Origin of the sequence: Luteimonas terrae (assembly GCF_004358165.1) — a bacterium.
GTDB classification, from domain to species: Bacteria; Pseudomonadota; Gammaproteobacteria; order Xanthomonadales; family Xanthomonadaceae; genus Luteimonas; species Luteimonas terrae.
In genome coordinates, this window is record NZ_SMTG01000003.1 from 98,972 (window position 1) to 118,493 (window position 19,522).

A 19,522-nucleotide genomic window follows, 5' to 3' on the forward strand; every position below is an offset into this window, starting at 1 on the left:
TCACCAGCTGAAACCGGCGCCTGCCGACACGCTGCTTTCGCCACCGGCGATGGCGCCACCGAGCGACACGCTGGCGCGGTTGCCGATCGCACGCTGGTAGCCGACCGCGATCGCCTGTTCGCCGCCCTGTCCGCCGACGCCGACACCGATGCGGTTACGACCGGCCAGGCCTGCGGTGTTGAGTGCCATGCCTGCGTACGCGCCGCTCATCGCGCCCATGCGATCGATGCGGCGGTCCTGATGCCGCAGGCGGTCGTCGACTTCGCCGCGCAGTGCGGAGAAATTGTCGTCCCAGGCAGCGAACCGGCTGTCGGTGTAGGCGTTGGCGCGCTGCAGCGTGCGCGCGTCGCCGGCTTCCACCTGCGCGACATTCGCCGCGTCGGTATCGGCCACACCGGCGGCGACGTGGGTCACCCGGCGCTGCTGGCTTCTGTTGCCGACCGACACCGTATTGGCCTCGTCGGCGATTGACCCCTGACCGAGTGCGACAGACCCGTCCGCGCTCGCGCGCGCGCCCTGCCCGATCGCCGTACCGGCGGCCGCTTCGACCCGCGCATCCGCGCCGACTGCCACCGCATTCGACGCGTCAGCAGCGATCGACGCATTGCTGCCCACTGCAGTGCCGCCTTCCGCTTCGACCACCGCGCCGTGACCGACGGCGGTGTCGTTGGCGTCGACCGCAACACTGTCGTGCCCGACCGCCAGACCTTCGCCGCGCCCGGCAGGCGGCGCGGTACCGCCGCCACCGCCGCCACCGGCTTCGAGCGCACCGATCCGGCCGTCGAGGCCGGCGATGACGCCGTCGAGTGCACCCAGCGCATCCCCGACGCTGCCGTAGCGACCGGCGCCGACCGCGAACACGCCTCCAACGAGCCGCCCGCCAGCATCGACGACGGTGCCACCGCCGAACGCGGTCGCGACCGATTGCATCGCCGCGTGCACCTGCGCGCCGTTGATCGCATCGCGACTGTCCGCTGCGATCGTGCCGGCGGCGAGATTGCCCAGGCGCGTGCCGTCTGCGCCGGCGAGCGTGACGCGGTCGCGTGCATCGTCGTCGTAGGCCACCGCATTCGCAGCCACGCCTTCGATATCCCCGATGCGATCCTCGATGCCGTCGACACGTCCTTCGACGACGCCGACACGCTGGTTGGTCTCGAACAGCTGGCTGCCGGTCACCGCATCGCGGCTGCCCGCGGCAACTGCGCCGTCCGCGAGGTTGGTCAGCGTGGTGCCCTGCGCGCCCGCGAGCGTCACCCGGCCGCGGCTCGCGTCGTCGTAGCCGATCGCGTTGTCGGCAACCTCGCCCACGCGTGCCGCCACCGCACTGAGCTGATCGAAGTTCACCGCATCGGTGCCCGCCGTACCGGCCGCGACGTTGACCAGCTGACGTTCCGCACCCGCCGCGCCGATCGAGACCGTGTAGGCGCGATCGGCAAGCGCATTGGCACCGAGCGCGACGCTGCCGGGCGCTTCGGAGACCGCATCGGCACCGAGCGCCAGACTGCCTTCGCCCAGGGCGAGACTGCGGAAGCCCAATGCGACGCTCTGCACGCCGTAGGCCTGCGCGACCTGGCCGAGCGCAGTCGCGCTGTCGGCAAGTGCCGCAGCGCCACCGCCGACGGCCAGGGTGCGCATCGCGCCGGTCGCTGCGCCCTTGCCGATGGCGGTCGAGTGGTCGGCGCCCGCGGTCGCCATCACGCCGATCGCGGTCGAGGAATCGCCTTGTGCGCTGCCCGCGATCGACACCGATTCCTTGCCCCCGGCATAGGCGCCCGCGCCGATCGCGGTCGAGGCATAGGCCAGCGCGCGCGCGCCGGCGCCCACGGCCACGCTCTCGCGGCCCGAGGCGGTCGTCGCGAATTCCTCCATCTCCCAGGTCTCGCCGTTCATCACGTAGAGATGCCCGCCGATCGCGGTCGCGCTGTCGGCCGACGCCTGCGCGCCGGCACCGAACGCACTGGCGTAATCGGCCGATGCCGCGCTGTTGAAGCCGACGGACGTCGTGTGCTTCTCGTAGGCGAACGCGCCGCTGCCGAACGCCGACGCGCCCAGCGCGGCCGACAGCGCGCCGGAGCCGACGGCGGTGCCGTATTCGTCCATCACGGTCGCCGGCTGCCGGTTATCCGCGCCGCCGGTCGCTTCGAAGAAGTCGAGGACGCCGGTGGCGTTGCGCAACTGTGCGAGGTTCACCGCGTCGGTGTCCTGGGTGCCTGCCGCGACGTTGACGAGTTGCCGTTCCGCGCCGGCTGCACCGATCGACACGGTGCCTGTGCGATCGGCGACCGCGTTGCGGCCGAGCGCGACGCTGTCGGATTCGATCGCGAAGGCATCGGCACCGAGCGCCAGGCTTCCTTCGCCCAGCACCAGGCTGCGGAAGCCCAGGGCAACGCTCTGGGCGCCGTATGCCTGCGCGACCTGACCGAGTGCGGTGGCACTGTCGGCCAGCGCCGCGGCGCCGCCGCCGACGGCCAGAGAGCGCATCGCGCCGGTCGTAGCGCCCTTGCCGATCGCGGTGGAGTGGTCTGCGCCCGCCGTGGCCATGACGCCGACCGCCGTCGTCGAGTCGCCTTGCGCGCTGCCGCCGATCGAGACCGATTCCTCGCCGCCGGCATAGGCCCCGGCGCCGATCGCAGTGGATGCATATGCCAGCGCACGTGCCCCCGCCCCGACGGCCACGCTCTCGCGACCGGACGCGGTGGTCGCGAAGGCCTCCATCTCCCAGGTTTCGCCATTCATCACGTAGAGCTCGCCGCCGATCGCGGTCGCACTATCGGCCGACGCCTGCGCGCCGGCACCGAACGCGCTGGCGTAATCGGCCGAGGCCGCACTGTCCACGCCCACCGCCGTGGTGTGCATCCGATCGGCGGAGGCGCCGCTGCCGAACGCGGATGCGCCCAGGCCGTTTGCCAGGGCGCCTGAACCTGCGGCGGTCGCGAGTGCCCCGGCAGCGGATGCCGTGGCGTCGCCTGTGGCCTGGAAATAACCGTCGTCCTCGGCCGTGGCCTCGGCGTCTTCCGCGTCCCCGGCTGCTTGTGCACGCGACGCATCGGCGTGCACGAGCACGGCCTCAGAGGCCGCCTGTGGATCGGGTTCGGAGGGCTGCGCCTGTACCTGCGGCAGGGCGGAGACGAGTGCGGCAATGGCCAGAGCCAGGGTCGTGCGGGTCATGCTCGGATTCCTCGGGATCGCCGCGACGCAGAGGCGCCGCCGGAAACGCCGCATGCGCGGCAGTGCTCGATCCTTGGCGTGCGCCGGCTGTGGCAGCAATTCCTGACCCGTTACCGATCCATTACAACCGCGTTTTTTCCTGCGCTTTCAGCGACCTGCGGCGTCCGCCGACGGCGGTGGCACTGGCGGCGTCAGCAACGCGACGGGAATGATCCGCTCGCCGGCCAGACGCCGGGCATCGCGGAGCGCGGCCGTCCAGGCGTCGGACTGCCCGAGCGCGTGCAGCAGACGGGTCTGCAGCAACGCGAGGTCGAAATCCTGCCGCGCCCATGGGGCGATGCGGCCGACGACCGCGGTGGCCTCGGCCCGGTCGCCGTGCGCGAGCAGCCAGACGGTGCCCGCATATGCCGCCTGGCCGACCTCTTCCGGGACGCCGTCCTGTTCGGCCCGCGTCATCGCGATGCGGTAGGCCCGTCCGGCATCGGCATCGCGGCGCTGCGCCTGCGCGGTCATCGCGACCAGCAGCCAGTCCCAGGCGTAGCCGGTGTGCTCGGACGCCGGCTTCGGCGCGTCGTCGGCGCGCAGCGGCAGCCCGGCTTCGAGCGCGGCCTGATGCCGCATCCAGCGCATCCGGAACAGCCGCTCGGAGCGTGCGTCGCTTTGCCAGTCGGCCAGCACGCGATCGGCCATGCGGACCGCGGCCACGGCGTCCCCGCGCCGCCATGCCATCTCGACCCGCAGCGCGTCGGCGCGATGCAGATCGCTGGTCAGCGTCGGACCGGTCGCATGCGACTGCAGCATCGCCTCGGCTTCGGAGAACGCGCCTTGACGGACCATCACCTCGGCACGTCCCAGCGCGATGTTGGTCAGCTGGCTCGGATCGGAAATGCGCGCACGCAAGGCCCAGGCCTGTTCGATGCTGGCGCGCGCCTCGTCGGGCTGCAGCAGCAGCAGGCGGGTCTCGGCCAGCGCGACCGACATCGACACCAGTTCGTAGATCGCGCCGAAGCGCCGGAACTCGCCGAGCGTGCCCGCAATGTACTCGGCGGCCTGCGCCGGACGGCCGCGCACCTTTTCGAGAAATCCGAGACTCGCGTCGACGCGGGCGACGGCCAGAGGATCCCCGGTACGCACGGCGAGAATCCGCGCCTGCCCCAGATCCTCGAGCGCGCTGTCGTAGTGGCCGAGCAGCGAGCGGACCATGCCGCGGCCGTTCAATGCCTCGCCGCGCAGGACGATGTCGCCGGCAGGGCCGAGCAGTGCCAGGACTTCGGTGTAGCCGCGCTCGGCGGGCTCACGCCTGTCGAGCCGACGATCGACGCCGGCCTGCAGCATCAGGACCTGGGCCCGGAACAGCGGCGTCGAAGCGGCATCACTGTGCAGCAGGCGCTCTGCTGCGTCGCGCACGTCCGGATACAGCCCGGCGCGGAAATCGACCTGGGCCAGGCGCAGCCGCAGCAGTGGATCATTGCGCTGGGCCGCAGGCGCTTCGGCAAGGATGCGCCGTGCAGCCTCCAGCTCGTTGCTCAGCAGCGCCGCCTGTGCGCGCTGCAGACGCTCGCCGAGACTGGCGTCGACATCCGGGCCGCTTGCACTCCGGCCCAATGCGGCCAGCAGACGACCGCAGGCCTGATCGGCAGCGCGCAGCAGATCCTCGTGTTCGCCGAAGGCATGACGCGAGGCGTCGTCGCGACCGTCGGCGGTGATTTCGACCCGCCAGCCCGGTCCCCGCCGCATGGCCCGGCTGTGCACCACCCAGTCGCCGGCAACCTCTTCGCGCAGTCGTGCGGGTTCGATGCGTTCGCCTGTGTGCCCATGCATCAGCGACAGCACGCTCTCGCTGGCCGCGACCGGCAGGCCGGCCCGGCGCAGTCGGTCGCCGATGAAATCCATCAGACCCAGGCGTGCCCACGCGACATCGGCCGTCTGCTCCAGTTCGGTGGGCAGCACGATGACCGCGCCGGCGCCGGGCTGTATCGGAGCGATGTCCTGTGGTGTGGCGGTTGCCCACCACCATGTCGCGGCGCCCACGGCAAGGGCCGCAAAGCACAGCAGCGCGAAGCGCACGCCCGCAAGAGGCCGCGGCGTGCGAACCGGTGCTGCCGCCTGCTCGGGCGACGCCACCGTCGCGCCCGCGACGTCAGGCTCGGGGGACGCGGCAGCGTCGACGCTGCCCAGCGGCGTGACCTCGGCGACCCAGCGGAATCCGAAGCTGGGCACCGTGCGGATGACACGCTGGTCCTGGCCGTCGTCGCCGACTGCGCGACGCGCGCGCAGGATGATCTGGCTCAGCTGCGCATCGGAGACGTTGTCGCGCGCGAAAACCGCCATCGCCAGCTCGTCGCGGGCCACCGCGCGCTCGCGATGTTCGAGCAGATGCTGCAGACAGGCGAAGACGCGCGCGGGCACGACCAGCGCGACGCCGTCACGGCGCAATTCGCGTGCATCGCAATCGAGCAGGTACTCGGAGAATCGGTAGGTGTTCGGCATCGGAATCGGGGGAGGCGAGCCGCCAGGTGCCGCCGCGGCCGGCCGGTGACGGCTTCAGCGTCTCCAGTATGACCCAAGGTCGCTGTCGCGCCCCGTGCGGGCCGTGCGCGCGCCCTCGTGAGAAGGGCGCGCCGGACCCGCCCGTTACAATGGCCGCATGACGTTTCCCATCCGTGCCATCACCCTCGATCTCGACGACACGCTGTGGCCGTTCGCGCCGATCGGGGTGCGGGTCGAGCAGACGCTCGATGCCTTCCTGCGCGAGCACAGCCCTGCGACCGCGGACATGTACCCGATCGAGAAGATGCGCGACCTGCGCACGCGAGTGTTCGCCGAAAATCCGCAGCTGCTGCACGACCTCGCGGGGCTGCGCCAGCTGACGATCGAAACCGCGCTGCGCGACAGCGGCGGTGATCTGGGTCTGCTGGACGCCGCGTACGAGGTGTTCTACGCCGAGCGCAACAAGGTCGAGTACTACCCCGACAGTCTCGCCGCGCTCGAGCGCATCGCCGCGCGCGTGCCGGTGGCGGCGGTGACCAACGGCAACGCCGATCTCGACCGCGTCGGCATCGGCCATCTGTTCGCCTTCACCCTCGGCTCGCGCGAGCACGGCGTGGCCAAGCCCGATGCCAGCATCTTCCACGCGGCCTGCGCGCGTCTGGGCTGTGCCCATGGCGACGTGCTGCACGTGGGCGATCACATCGAAGCCGACGTCGCCGGCGCCGCGCGCGCGGGCCTGAAGACCTGCTGGATCAACCGCGAGGAACGGGTCTGGGAACATCCCGAACTGACGCCCGACCTCGAATTCGACACGCTCACCGCGCTCGCCGACTGGCTCGAAGCCGTTCCGACCGTCGCCGACCGCACCTGACCCGGACATGCCGATGACCGACACCACCGCCGACCTCTTCATCACCGGCGCGCAGGACGCGCGTCCGTTGCACATCGTCACGCGCGACGCCTACGCCGCCTGGCGCGACACGCAGCCCGCCGTCGTGCAGGCCTGGCTCGACGCGCAGGCGTTCGACGGTTCGGCGGGTGCGCTTGCGCTGCTGCCGGGCGAGGGCGGCCTCGACGGCGCGGTGATCGGCATCGGCGATGCGCACGATCCCGACAGCTACGCGCACGCGGTCTACGGTCTGCCGGAAGGCGACTGGCGCGTGACCGGTACGCACGAGGCCGCCGTGCTGCAGCTGGGCTGGGGTCTGGGTGCGTACCGCTTCACCCGCTACAAGAAGGCCGCGCGCAAGCCGGCGCGGCTCGCGGTGGACGCGACCGATGCCGACAGCCTGGCGGTGATCGCCGCGACCACGCGCGTGCGCGATCTGGTCAACACGCCGACCGAGCACATGGGCCCGGAACAGATGGAAACGGTGGTGCGCGACATCGCGGCCGCGCATGGCGCGACGTTCGACAGCATCGTCGGCGATGCCCTGCTCGCGCAGAACTTTCCGGCGATCCATGCCGTCGGTCGCGCCTCGCATCGTGCGCCGCGCCTGCTGCATCTGACGTGGGGCGACGTGGCGCATCCGCACATCGCGATCGTCGGCAAGGGCGTGTGCTTCGACACCGGCGGCCTCGACATCAAGCCGGCCGACGGCATGCGCAACATGAAGAAGGACATGGGCGGCGCGGCACACGCGATCGCGCTGGCGGAGCTGGTGATGGCGCGCAAGCTGCCGCTGCGCATCACCCTGCTGGTGCCGGCGGTCGAGAACGCGATCGGCCCCGATGCCTTCCGCCCCGGCGAGGTCATCGACACGCGCAAGGGCATCCGCGTGGAGATCGACAACACCGACGCCGAAGGCCGTCTGGTGCTGTGCGATGCGCTGACCTTCGCCGGCGAACAGTCGCCCGATGCGATCCTCGATTTCGCCACGCTGACCGGCGCGGCGCGCATCGCGCTCGGCCCGGATCTGCCGGCGCTCTTCGCCAACGACGATACGCTCGCCAACGCCTGGATCGCCGGCGGCGAAGCGACGCGCGACCCGGTGTGGCGCATGCCGCTGTGGCGTCCGTACCTGCGCTATCTCACTAGCGGCATCGCCGACCTCGCCAATGCCGGCTCGCGCATGGCCGGCAGCGTGACCGCTGCGCTGTATCTCGAACGCTTCGTGCCCGATGGCATGCCATGGGCGCATCTGGATACCTACGCGTGGAACGACAGCAGCCGGGCCGGCCATCCGCAGGGCGGCGAGGCGCTGGGCCTGCGCGCGGCGTATGCGTTGTTGAAGGCGCGCTACGCGGCTTGAGTCGCACCATCCGGAAGATCGCCATACATCACACCTCTCCCGGTCTGGGGGGGGAAGGCTGGGATGGGGACGCACCGGCCGGTCAAGTAAACGCAGGATTCCCGGACCTCTCTTTGCGCGCGAGTCTGACCAAACGGGTGCTCACGGATTGCCCCCACCCGACCCTCCCCCGCGTGCGGGGAAGGCCTCGAACACCGCTCACCCCTCTCTCGGCAACGACAGCCGCAGAATCCGGTCGCGCACCTCCACGACCCACGGTCAGCGCAACCAGCCGCGCCGCTGCGCGACGCGCGCGAACATCCAGATCGACGCGACCACGAGTATCAGCAGCAGCGGAAACGCGGCGCCGCGCAGGCCGGTCAGCGCCCAGACCGGCGTCAGCAGGTATGCGGCCGTCATCTGCACGACGATCGCGACGAAGGACACCAGCAGCGCTGGCACCGCCCAGCGGCGCGCAAACAGCAGGCCGATCGCACCGGTCGTGCCGGCGATGGTGGCCAGGCCGAACACGCCGTAAACCCACATCGGCATCGCCGCGTTGATCTGCTGCTGGTCGGGCGGCATCGTCGCGAGCTGCTCGGGCGTCATCGATACCTGCAGCACGAAGACCAGCAGGCCGAACAGGTTCCACAGCAGTGCGGTCAGCGCCACCACCCGGCCGCCGAGCGGCATCTTCGTCTTCAGCATGTCGCATCTCCACGGCGGCGCCCGGCCGGCACGCGGCGCAGGGTAGCAGCGCCGGCAGTCGCACGCGCGCGGCGGACAGGCGAAAATGGCGGACGGACCTGCCGGTCCGCCTCCCTCCGAAGTCGACGCCGATGACCCAGCACCTCTCCCCCGACGAGATCCGCAGCCTGTTCGCGCAGGCGATGTCCCGCATGTACCGCGACGAGGTGCCGCTGTACGGCACGCTGATGGAGCTGGTGGCGGAGGTGAATGCCGCGACGCTCGCGTCCGACGCCGCGCTCGCCGGCCGCCTGCAGCGCAGCGATGCGCTGGACCGCCTCGACGAGGAGCGCCACGGCGCGATCCGTGTCGGCACGCCGCGCGAACTGGCGACGCTGCGCCGCATGTTCGCGGTGATGGGCATGGCGCCGGTGGGCTATTACGACCTCGCCGTCGCCGGCGTGCCGGTGCACGCGACCGCGTTCCGCCCGGTCGACGCCGCATCGCTGGCGCGCAATCCCTTTCGCGTGTTCACTTCGCTGCTGCGGCTGGAACTGATCGAGGATGCCGCGTTGCGTGCCGAAGCCGCGCGCATTCTCGACGCGCGCGAGATTTTCACCCCGCGCGCGCTGGCGTTGATCGAACGCTTCGAGCAGGCCGGTGGCCTCAGCGCGGACGAAGCGGCCGAATTCGTCGGCGAGGCACTGGAAACCTTCCGCTGGCACAGCGAAGCGACCGTGCCGCACGCGACCTACCAGGCGCTGCTGGCCGCGCACCGGCTGGTCGCCGACGTGGTCTGTTTCCGCGGCCCGCACATCAACCACCTCACGCCGCGCACGCTCGATATCGATGCCGCCCAGACCGCGATGCAGGCGCGCGGCATCGACGCCAAGGCGGTGATCGAAGGGCCGCCGCGGCGGCGCTGCCCGATCCTGCTGCGCCAGACCAGCTTTAAGGCGCTGCAGGAGCCGGTGCTGTTCCCGTCCGGTGAGGGCGGCGACGCCGGCACACACACCGCGCGCTTCGGCGAGATCGAACAGCGCGGCCTCGCGCTGACGCCCAAGGGCCGCGCGCTGTACGACGAACTGCTGGGCCGCGCACGCGCCGTCGGGGGTGCCGGCAGTACCGGCGACGACTACGGCACGCGACTGGCATCGGCGTTCGCCGACTTTCCCGACGACGACGACACCCTGCGCCGCGAGGGGCTGGGCTACTACCGCTACACGCTGACCGACGCCGGTCGTGCGGACCCGGCGCGCGTCACGGGCAGCACGCTGGACGAGGCGATCGCGTCCGGACTCGTGGCTGCCGATCCGGTGGTGTACGAGGACTTCCTGCCGGTGAGCGCGGCCGGCATCTTCCAGTCCAACCTTGGCGGCGGCGAACAGCGCGCCTACGCGGCGCAGGCGAATCAGGCCGCATTCGAGGCGGCGCTGGGCGCGCAGGTGCACGACCAGTTCGAGATCTATGCGGTGGTGGAGCGGGAATCGCTGGCGGCGCTGGGGACTGGCGACTAGTACACCCGCAGTCGATCCGAAATTTTTCTACCGTCATCCCCGCGAAAGCGGGGATCCATTTTGATGTTCATCGATCGCGCGAAGATCAAAATGGATTCCGGCTTTCGCCGGAATGACGGAACAGGCTTCGCCGAGCGCGCCGCCCCGCGTTGAGCCCTCCCCCGTCCACGGGGGGTGAGCGCGATCCGCTCGCGCGGCACTGCCGCGCGGATCGACCGAACGCCCGGCGCGCTACGCCGGGCCGGATGGGTTGGGTGGGGGCGAACCGTCAGCGCAAGCAGCAGTCCATCCGCGCGGAAGTTCGCGTGCGGTCTGGTTTCTTCGAGCGCTGACCCTTCGCCCCCATCCCGGCCTTCCCCCGCTGGCGGGGGAAGGGGCGGAGACCGCGCGGTATCGATCCCGCATTGCGGCTAAAGCCACCCCTTCTGCCGCGCCAGCCGGTAAGCCTCGATCCGGTTGCCGACGCCCAGTTTGCCGATCGCTTCGGACAGATAGTTCCGCACGGTGCCGTGCGAGAGATGGAGCTGCGCGGCGATTTCGCTTGCGGCCATACCCTCGCCCGCCAGCCGCAGCGCCTGGCGCTCGCGTTCGGTCAGCGGGTCCGGTTCGCTCCAGGCTTCGAGCGCCAGTTGCGGGTCGATCGCGCGGCCGCCGTCGTGCACGCGGCGCAGTGCGTCAGCCAGTTGCTCGGCCGGTGCGTCCTTGAGCAGATACCCGCCGACGCCGGCATCCAGCGCGCGACGCAGAAAGCCGGCGCGCGCGAACGTGGTGACGATGACCACGCGCACCGGCAGCGCGTGACGCTGGATGCGCTGCGCGAGTTCGAGACCGGTCAGCCCGGGCATCTCGATATCGGTGACCAGCAGGTCAGGCTTCAGACGCTGCAGTTCGCGCCAGGCCGATTCGCCGTCGCCGACGCTGCCGACCACCGACAGGTCGGACTCGAGATTCAGCAGCGCGGTCAGCGCGCCGCGCAGCATCGCCTGGTCCTCGGCGATGAGGATGCGCAACGGATCGTCGGCGGTGGGCATGCGGGGCATGGCGTGGTCTTCGGTGCTCTGGCGGCTTGGACGATGGATGTCGCTGCGCTCGACCCATCCTACGGCGCTTGCAACGGGATGCGCGCGTCGACACGTGTGCCGCCACTGTCGCCGTCGATGCGCAGGCGCCCGCCGATCGATTCGATGCGCTCGCGCATGCCCGACAGACCGTTGCCTGGGACGATCGCGCCGCCACGCCCGTCGTCGCTGATCTGCAGGCGGATCGCATCGCCCTCGCGCGAGAACAGCGCCTGCGCGGAGGTCGCGCGTGCGTGGCGTTGCAGATTGGTCACCGCCTCGCGCAGCGTCATCGCGAGCGCGGTTTCGGCTTCCGGGGTCAGGCCGGCACCCGCGACCGCATCATCGAGCCGGTACTCGAACGCGATGCCGTCGGTCTCCAGCAGCAGGCGCGCCGAGGCGAGTTCCGCGGCGAGACCCGCGGCGCGGATACCGCTGACCGCCTGTCGCACCTGCGCCAGCGCATCGCGGGCGATGCCGCCAACTTCGCCGATCTCGCGCTGCGCGCCGGCGGGATCGCGTTCGACCAGGCGCGCGGCGAGATCCGCTTTCAGCGCGACCATCGACAGCGTGTGCCCGAGCAGGTCGTGCAGGTCGCGACCGATGCGCTCGCGTTCGCCGACGGCGGCGAGTCGACGCACTTCGTCGTGTGACAGCCGCAGCGCGGCATCCTGCTTGTGCTTCATGCGATCCACCTGCACCAGCAGGCCGATCATCACCGTCGTGACCGGCATCCAGCCCAGCGCCGCCCACGGGTAGCCCAGCGTGCGCGCCCAGGTCATCAGCACCGCGTTGAACACGATCAGTGCCAGCACGTAGCGCCAGACCGACGTCCGCGACAGTGCGCCGAGAAACACGCACCCGAAGACGAAGTAGCTCAGCCCGGCGATGTACCAGGGCAGCAGCGCGATGCACAGCGCGATCATGCCCAGCGCACACCATGGCGAACGCCGCTCGGGCAGCAGCAGGGCGCCGGCGAACAGCGCCAGAAACACCGGATACGAGACCAGCGTCAGTCCCAGCCACTGCAGGTCGTAGCCGCGCGGCGTGAACATCGGCACGATGAAGACCCAGATCGACCACAGCGCATGGATGCCCTCGCTCCATGCCGGCCGCCCCTGCCGCAGCGCCAGGCCGATCACCGAGTCAGGGGCCGCACGCAGCCCGGCGAAGCTTCGAACGGATTCCACGCGCGGCCTCTCCCCGGTCCCGGCCGGCAGCGTAACCGCTGCGCGGGCCATGCCCTAGCCCACCCGCGCCAGACGCTGCAGCGCGATCGCCGCACACACCAGACCGGTCGCGACGAGCGCGCCCGCGTGCAGCCACGGCGCACCGCCAGCGTCCTGTCCGACCACGCCCAGGGCGAGCTGCGCGTGGTGCCAGGCCGGCCACACCGGTGCGAGGCGCGCGAAGACATCGGGCAACATCGACAGCGGCAGCCACAGGCCGGACAGGAAGGCCATCGGCAGGAACAGGATGTTGACCACCGCCGGTGCTGCGTTCGCGCTGCAGGTCACGCCCAGCAGCAGGCCGATCGCGCCGAACGGAATCGCGCCGAGCACGTTGATACCCCACAACGCGGCCCACTGCATCGGCGACAGCGAGACGCCGCCGAACATGCTGGCGAGCAGCGCGAGTTCCAGCGACACGACCAGCGAGAACAGCATCGCCTTGGCGAGACGCGCGGTGATCCACGACGACCGCGGCGCCGGCAGCGCGCGACGCAGCGCGAACAGCCCGCGCTCGCGGTCGTTGGCCACGGTGACGCCGAAGCCGAACAGCGCCGCGCCCAGCGTGCCGAACACGCCGTAGGTCGCCAGCAGGTACTGCGCGGCGCCACCGCCGCTGCGCCCGCCCATCAGCAGGCCGAACATCGCGTAGAACAGCGCCGGGAACAGCAGCGTCGGAATCACGTACATCGGCTCGCGCAGCATGCGCAGCAGCTCGCAGCGCAGTTCCTGCAGGTGCGCCCGGAACACCGACGGAGGCGGCGGTGCGGCGTGACGGATCGCGTCGAGCTTCATGCGGCCTCCCGTTCGGTGGTCATCTGGACGAAGGCCTCGGCCAGTCCGGCGCGCCGGACCTCGAGATTCGCCAGCGCGGCATCGGCCGCCAGCAGACGGCGCACGAGCGCATCGGCATCGCCCGCGACGATCGACACGCGCGCACCGTCGCGGGCGACCTGCGTCACGCCCGGCCACGCGGCGATCGTGGCCTCGGACAGCTGCGTGTCGCAGGCGACGTGACGCTGCACGACCTGCGCGCGCACCTCGGCGACGCTGCCCGCCATGCGCACGCGGCCACGGTCGAGCACGACGACGCGATCGGCCAGCGCTTCGGCTTCCTCGAGGTAATGCGTGGTCAGCAGCACGCCGGCGCCCTCGGCGACGAGTTCGCGGATCGCCCGCCACACCTGCTGGCGCGCGTCGATATCCAGACCGGTCGTGGGCTCGTCGAGGAACAGCAGTGACGGCCGCCCGCACAGCGCGACCGCGAACTGCACGCGACGCTGCTGCCCGCCGGACAGGCGGCCGTAGCGCCGCGTCATCAGACCGTCGAGCCCGGCCAGCGCCGCGCAGTCGGCGATGCTGCGCGGCGCCGCATACCAGCTGCGCACCAGCGCCAGCAGCTCGGCGACCGTCAGCCGCTCCGGCAGCTGCGTCTGCTGCAGCATCGCGCCGACCTGCGCCTTGGCGTCGTGTGCGAACGGCGAGCGGCCGAACAGCGTGGCTTCGCCCGCGTCGGCGGGCTGCAGGCCCAGCAGCACTTCAATCGCCGTGGTCTTGCCGGCGCCGTTGACGCCCAGCAACGCGGTCACGCGGCCGGCCGGCAGCGCGAGATCGACACCGTCGAGCGCCTGCACTGCGCCGCGCTTGCGGCGCACGCCACGCAGGCGCGCCAGTACGTCGGTGTCGTGGAAGTCCGGGTCGGACATGGGCGCGCTCCATCGTGGAAGGACGCCAGTCTTCCGCGTGCCGGCCGGCGCCGGCATTCGCGTGCGTCACATCCGGCGCATGACAGTCGTCAGGTGTAGCGGGAGCCGGCGCTGCGCACACTCTGGCCGCTCCCGGAGCGCCGGCCGCAGGTCAGGTCCTGACTTCCGGCAGGTTGGAATCCCCTCGGGGCGGCGGTCACACTGGCCGCGGTCCTGCCGTCCAAGGTTGCGATGAACACGAACGCCGATCTGTTGAAGGAACTCCGCATCGACCGCAGCGCGCCACCGCCGCCGTCGCGTCGTGGCCTGTGGATCGGCCTCGCCATCGCCGTCCTGCTGCTCGTGCTGCTGGTGATCGGCGTGCTGGTGCTGGGCAAGCGCGCCGTCGAGGTGGAGACCACCGTCGTCGCCGCACCGACGGCCGCGGGCGCTGCCGGTGGCTCGGTGCTCGATGCCAGCGGCTACGTCGTCGCGCGGCGCATGGCGACGGTGTCGGCCAAGATCACCGGCCGCGTGCGCGAGGTGCGCATCGAGGAAGGCCAGCGCGTCGAGGAAGGCGAGATTCTCGCCACCCTCGATCCGATCGACGCCGACGCGCGCCGCGATCTGTCGGCCGCGCAGCTCGAAGCCGCGCGCAGCCAGGTGGCCGGTGTGCAGGCGCAGTTGACCGAAGCAGCGGCGAATGCCGATCGACTGCAGGCCCTGGTCGGCCAGCAGTTGGTGTCCAAGGCGCAGTACGAACAGGCCGTCGCCCAGCGTGATGCCCTGCGTGCGCAGCTCGCCACCGCGCGTCGCAATGCGACCGTTGCGAACGAGCAGCTGCGCATCTCGGGCATCGGCGTCGACGACACGCTGGTGCGCGCGCCGTTCTCCGGCGTGGTCGTCGCCAAGGCCGCACAGCCGGGGGAAATCGTGTCGCCGCTGTCGGCCGGTGGCGGTTTTACACGCACCGGCATCGGCACCCTGGTCGACATGGATTCGCTGGAAGTCGAAGTGGACGTGGGTGAGTCCTACATCGGCCGCGTCAAGCCCGGCATGCCGGTCGAGACCACGCTCAACGCCTACCAGGACTGGAAGATTCCCGGCAGCGTGATCGCCATCGTGCCGACTGCCGATCGCGGCAAGGCGACAGTCAAGGTGCGCATCGCGCTCGACGCCAAGGACGCGCGCATCGTGCCGGACATGGGCGCGACGGTGAGCTTCCTCGAACAGGCGCGTCCCGCGCAGGACGCCGACGCGCCGCGCCTGCTGCGCGTGCCGGCGACGGTGCTGTCCGAGCGCCACGGCGCGCAGGTGGTGTTCGTCGTCGATGGCGACGTGGTGCGCCAGCGCGCCGTCGAAGTGGGCGAACGCGTTGGCGGCAATGTCGAGATCGCCAGGGGCGTGACGCCCGGCGACGAGCTGGTGGTGGGTGCCCCCGATGCGCTCGCCGACGGCAGCCGCGTGCAGGTCAAGGAATAAGGGGCCGCGGGCATCCGCCCGCGGAATCGCTGCGCTTTGCAATATCGATAGGGGGAATGACGATGGCACTGGTGTCGATCCGCAATCTCACCAAGACCTACCAGCGCGGACCGGAGAAGGTCGAGGTGCTGCACGGGGTGAACCTCGATATCGCCGAGGGCGATTTCGTCGCGCTGATGGGCCCGTCGGGCTCGGGCAAGACCACGCTGCTGAACCTGATCGGCGGGCTCGACACGCCCAGCGGCGGCGAGATCGCCGTCAACGGCGAGCGCATCGACAACATGGGCGGCGGACAGCTGTCTGGCTGGCGCAGCCGCAACGTCGGATACGTGTTCCAGTTCTACAACCTGATGCCGGCGCTGACCGCGCAGAAGAATGTCGAGCTGCCGCTGCTGCTGACGAAGCTCTCGGGCGCGCAGCGCAAGCGCAATGCCGAGATCGCGCTGACGCTGGTGGGGCTTGCGGACCGCACGAAGCACAAACCCAACGAACTCTCGGGCGGCCAGCAGCAGCGCGTCGCGATCGCCCGCGCGATCGTGTCCGACCCGACACTGCTGATCTGCGACGAGCCGACCGGCGATCTCGATCGCCAGTCGGCCGAAGATATCCTGGGCCTGCTGCAGACGCTCAACCGCGAACACGGCAAGACCATCGTCATGGTCACCCACGACCCGAAGGCGGCCGAGTACGCGAGTCATACGCTGCATCTGGACAAGGGCACGCTGGTCGGCGAGCACGCGCAAGCGGCGTGATCGCCTGAGCCCTCCCCCGCCTGCGGGGGAGGGTTGGGTGGGGGCAAACGGTCAGTGAGCGAGAAGAGCGATTGCTCAGACGTCCTGACCAGTTCGATTTCCTCTTGAGCTGACGCTTCGCCCCCATCCCGGCCTTCCCCCGCACGCGGGGGAAGGCGCAAAGCCCGCATTGAACTCCTGAAAGCACACAGCAGGACATCCCATGAAATACCTGCATCTGATCTGGGCGGCGCTGATGCGCCGCAAGACCCGCACCGCGCTGACGGTCATGTCGATCGTCGCGGCCTTCCTGCTGTTCGGCCTGCTCGACGGTATCCGCGTGGCATTCGCGCAGATGGGCCAGAACGCCGACGGTGCGCAGCGCCTGCAGACCTCGTCGCGGCTGTCCTTCATCGAGACTTTGCCGCAGGCCCTGGGCAAGCGCATCGAACTGGTCGACAACATCGAGGCGGTCACCTACGCCAACTGGTTCGGCGGCACCTACCAGGGGCCGCGCAACCAGCTCTTCACCTTCGCGGTCGCGCCGAACTATCTCGATCTCTATCCCGAGATCGTCGTCGACAAGGCCGAGCGTGAGGCCTTCGCGCGCACGCGCACCGGCGTGCTGGTCGGCGAGAAGCTGATGCAGCGTTTCGACTGGAAGGTCGGCGAGCGCATTCCGCTGCAGTCGTCGATCTTCCCCAACAGCGACGGCTCGCTGAACTGGTCGTTCGACATCGTCGGCGTGATGCGCAACAAGGACGCCAAGGGCGGCGGCTTCAACGACCAGCTGCTGCTGATGCACTGGGACTACTTCGCCGAGTCCACGCCCTATGTCGACGGTGACGTGGGCTGGTACATCAGCCGCGTGTCCGACGTGCGACGCGCCGACCGCGCGGCCAAGGCGATCGACGCGCTGTCGGCCAACTCGCCCAACGAGACCCGCACCATGACCGAGGCCGCCGCGTTCGCCTCGCAGCTCAAGCAGATGGCCGACATCGGCCTGATCGTCGGCGCGATCATGGGCGCGGTGTTCTTCACCCTGCTGCTGCTGACCGGCAACACCATGGCGCAGGCGGTGCGCGAGCGCACGTCCGAACTCGCCGTGCTCAAGACCATCGGTTTTTCCAGCACCGCGGTGCTGATGCTCGTGCTCGCCGAGTCGGTGGTGCTGGTGCTGTTCGGCGGCACGCTGGGCCTGGGTCTGGCGACGGTGATCAGCGCCGGCGTGACCGCGTTCGCCGGCGACATGCTGCGGCTGAGCGTGGGCTGGGAAAACTGGGCGCTGGGCCTGTGCCTGATGGTCGCCATCGGCATCGTCGTCGGCGCGTTGCCGGCCGTGCGCGCGATGCGCCTGAACATCGTCGATGCCCTCGCGGGCCGCTGAGGAGACCGCCATGCATCCGTTCCTGAAATCCGTGCTGCAGAACGCCGGCCTCGTCTTCGCGCTGGTCATCGCGCTGGTCGTCTGGATCCTCGCGCCCTGGTACGTGCTGCTCGCGCTCGCGGTGATCGCCGCGCTGTGGATGCTGCTGAGCCACGGCGGTCGTCAGGCCGCATCGGTCAGCCATGTCGGCATCAGCACGCTGGGCCAGCGCCTCGGCGCCTCGTCGGTGGTGGTGATCGGCATCGCCGGCGTCGTTGCGGTGCTGGTCGCGCTGCTGTCGATGGCCGAGGGCTATCGCCACACTGTCGGCAGCACCGGCGATGCGTCGACGGCGATCGTGCTGCGCGGCGGCTCGGCAGCCGAGGTGATGTCGGTCATCGACCGCTCGCTGATCAACACCGTGGTGCAGGCGCCGGAAATCGCCCGCGATGCGAGCGGTCGTCCGCTGGCGTCGCCCGAACTCGTCGTCGCCGCCAACCTGCCGCTGCGCGGCGGTGCGCCCGACGAGGACGGCAGCGTGCAGTTCCGGGGCGTCGGCGAGCTGGCCTTCCAGGTGCGACCGAACCTGCGCATCGTCGAAGGCCGCATGTTCGAGACCGGACGCCGCGAACTGATCGTCGGCAAGGGTGCGCGCCGACAGTTCGCGGGCCTCGAGCCGGGCCAGACCGTTCGCCTGGGCAGCGACACCTGGGAGGTCGTGGGCGCGTTCGAATCGAACGATGCGAACGACTCGGAAATCTGGGCCGATGCGGAAGTCGTCGCGACGACCTACCGCCGCGGTTCCAGCCGCGCGTCGATCACCGCGCGCCTGACCAGCGCCGATGCGTTCAAGGCGTTCAAGGCCACGCTGGACGCCGACCCGCGCACCCAGGTCGAGGTCAGCACCACGCTGGACTATTTCGCCAAGCAGTCCGAGGGCATGAGCAAGGTGCTGCGCATCATCGGCATCGTGGTCGGCAGCATCATGGCGGTGGGCGCGGTGTTCGGCGCGCTCAACACCATGTTCGCGACCGTGGCCGCGCGTGCGCGCGAGATCGCGACGCTGCGCGCGATCGGCTTCCGCGGCCTGCCGGTGGTCGTGGCGGTGATGCTGGAGACGATGCTGCTGGCCCTGCTGGGCGGCGTGCTCGGCGGCTTCATCGCCTGGGTGGTGTTCGACGGCTATGGTGCGTCGACACTGGCAGGCGGCGTGGGACAGATGACCTTCGAATTCCTGGTGACACCGGCGTTGCTGTGGAGCGGGCTGAAGTGGGCGTTGGCGATCGGCTTCGTCGGCGGCCTGTTCCCGGCGGTGCGCGCGGCGCAGCTGCCGGTGACCACGGCCTTGCGCGCGGCATGAGCCCGTCTGCGCCCGACGCGTTGTCGAATGCCGATATCGCACGCGAGATCCAGGCGCTGCAGGCCCGCGCCTTCGAACGCTACGAGGACGCCGCGTTGCAGGCCGAAGCCGATCCCGCGCGCAGCGCGGCGATCTACGCGAAAGCCGAGCAGGACACCGCACCATGGATCGCACGCGCGAACGCGCTCAACGACGAGCGCGTCGCCCGCTACCGCCGTCGCGCGCAGCGCTGGCGCCGCGCGGCGCTGGTGATCGGCGTGGTCGGCACCGCGGTCGTGCTGTGGATGCTGTCGCGGATGCAGTGAGGCTCCCACACCCAGGCGACGCGGAATGCGCTTCGAGCCCTCCCCCGTCGCACGGGGGAGGGTTGGGTGGGGGCAAACCGTCGGACACCGCAGACGATGACGCGAGCGGAAACACGAGACCGCACGTCTCTCTTGATGCTTCGATCTGGGTGTTCGCCCCCATCCCAGCCTTCCCCCGCACGCGGGGGAAGGAGCAGTTCCTGGCGCGTTCGA

General features: G+C 70.5%; 15 protein-coding genes. 8 read left to right on the plus strand and 7 right to left on the minus strand.

Annotated features, from left to right (window positions below):
• Both E2F49_RS08980 and E2F49_RS08985 read right to left on the minus strand, forming a co-directional pair.
• Window positions 1-3,168, minus strand: a complete 3,168-nt coding sequence (locus tag E2F49_RS08980; RefSeq protein WP_165971176.1) for a YadA-like family protein — start codon at window positions 3,166-3,168, stop codon at window positions 1-3.
• 147 nt (window positions 3,169-3,315) lie between these two features.
• On the minus strand, window positions 3,316-5,658 hold the full coding sequence (locus E2F49_RS08985) for a winged helix-turn-helix domain-containing protein (protein WP_133393592.1): 2,343 nt from the start codon (window positions 5,656-5,658) through the stop codon (window positions 3,316-3,318).
• A gap of 157 nt (window positions 5,659-5,815) precedes the next feature.
• On the opposite strand from E2F49_RS08985, the gene E2F49_RS08990 reads away from it, so the two are divergent.
• Window positions 5,816-6,529, plus strand: a complete 714-nt coding sequence (locus E2F49_RS08990; protein WP_055251701.1) for an HAD family hydrolase — start codon at window positions 5,816-5,818, stop codon at window positions 6,527-6,529.
• Window positions 6,530-6,542: 13 nt separating this feature from the next.
• Window positions 6,543-7,910, plus strand: coding sequence for a leucyl aminopeptidase family protein (locus tag E2F49_RS08995; protein ID WP_133393593.1), 1,368 nt, complete (start codon window positions 6,543-6,545; stop codon window positions 7,908-7,910).
• A 258-nt stretch (window positions 7,911-8,168) separates the two neighbouring features.
• Here the strand turns inward: E2F49_RS08995 and E2F49_RS09000 are convergent, their stop codons facing one another.
• Window positions 8,169-8,597 carry a hypothetical protein gene (locus E2F49_RS09000; RefSeq protein ID WP_133393594.1) on the minus strand — a complete coding sequence of 143 codons (429 nt, stop codon included), beginning with the start codon at window positions 8,595-8,597 and terminating at the stop codon, window positions 8,169-8,171.
• A 131-nt stretch (window positions 8,598-8,728) separates the two neighbouring features.
• On the opposite strand from E2F49_RS09000, the gene hglS reads away from it, so the two are divergent.
• On the plus strand, window positions 8,729-10,093 hold the full coding sequence (gene hglS, locus E2F49_RS09005) for a 2-oxoadipate dioxygenase/decarboxylase HglS (protein WP_133393595.1): 1,365 nt from the start codon (window positions 8,729-8,731) through the stop codon (window positions 10,091-10,093).
• Between the two features lie 410 nt (window positions 10,094-10,503).
• Here hglS and E2F49_RS09010 read toward each other — a convergent pair whose 3' ends face one another.
• The 4 genes from E2F49_RS09010 to E2F49_RS09025 form a co-directional block, all read right to left on the minus strand.
• Entirely contained in the window at window positions 10,504-11,124 is a 621-nt protein-coding gene (locus E2F49_RS09010) for a response regulator transcription factor (RefSeq protein WP_133393633.1), read from the minus strand.
• A 68-nt stretch (window positions 11,125-11,192) separates the two neighbouring features.
• Window positions 11,193-12,341, minus strand: a complete 1,149-nt coding sequence (locus tag E2F49_RS09015; protein WP_243713548.1) for a sensor histidine kinase — start codon at window positions 12,339-12,341, stop codon at window positions 11,193-11,195.
• A 54-nt stretch (window positions 12,342-12,395) separates the two neighbouring features.
• The gene (locus E2F49_RS09020; protein ID WP_133393597.1) at window positions 12,396-13,175 is read right to left on the minus strand and encodes an ABC transporter permease; all 780 of its coding nucleotides are present in this window, start codon (window positions 13,173-13,175) and stop codon (window positions 12,396-12,398) included.
• Window positions 13,172-14,086 carry an ABC transporter ATP-binding protein gene (locus E2F49_RS09025; RefSeq protein ID WP_133393598.1) on the minus strand — a complete coding sequence of 305 codons (915 nt, stop codon included), beginning with the start codon at window positions 14,084-14,086 and terminating at the stop codon, window positions 13,172-13,174. Before E2F49_RS09025 ends, E2F49_RS09020 begins: the two co-directional genes overlap by 4 nt.
• A 231-nt stretch (window positions 14,087-14,317) precedes the next feature.
• Here E2F49_RS09025 and E2F49_RS09030 point away from each other — a divergent pair, with 231 nt between their 5' ends.
• From E2F49_RS09030 to E2F49_RS09050, 5 genes are all read left to right on the plus strand, one after another.
• A complete protein-coding gene (locus E2F49_RS09030; RefSeq protein WP_133393599.1) occupies window positions 14,318-15,547 on the plus strand; it encodes an efflux RND transporter periplasmic adaptor subunit in 1,230 nt (409 codons plus the stop codon).
• 62 nt (window positions 15,548-15,609) lie between these two features.
• On the plus strand, window positions 15,610-16,299 hold the full coding sequence (locus tag E2F49_RS09035; protein WP_425481360.1) for an ABC transporter ATP-binding protein: 690 nt from the start codon (window positions 15,610-15,612) through the stop codon (window positions 16,297-16,299).
• Between the two features lie 202 nt (window positions 16,300-16,501).
• A complete protein-coding gene (locus E2F49_RS09040) occupies window positions 16,502-17,665 on the plus strand; it encodes an ABC transporter permease (protein WP_133393600.1) in 1,164 nt (387 codons plus the stop codon).
• A 10-nt stretch (window positions 17,666-17,675) separates the two neighbouring features.
• Window positions 17,676-19,004, plus strand: coding sequence for an ABC transporter permease (locus tag E2F49_RS09045; RefSeq protein ID WP_133393601.1), 1,329 nt, complete (start codon window positions 17,676-17,678; stop codon window positions 19,002-19,004).
• Complete coding sequence (locus E2F49_RS09050; RefSeq protein ID WP_133393602.1) at window positions 19,001-19,309, plus strand: hypothetical protein; 309 nt, start codon at window positions 19,001-19,003, stop codon at window positions 19,307-19,309. The genes E2F49_RS09045 and E2F49_RS09050 overlap by 4 nt, the downstream gene beginning before the upstream one ends.
• The last annotated feature ends 213 nt before the right edge of the window (window positions 19,310-19,522 follow it).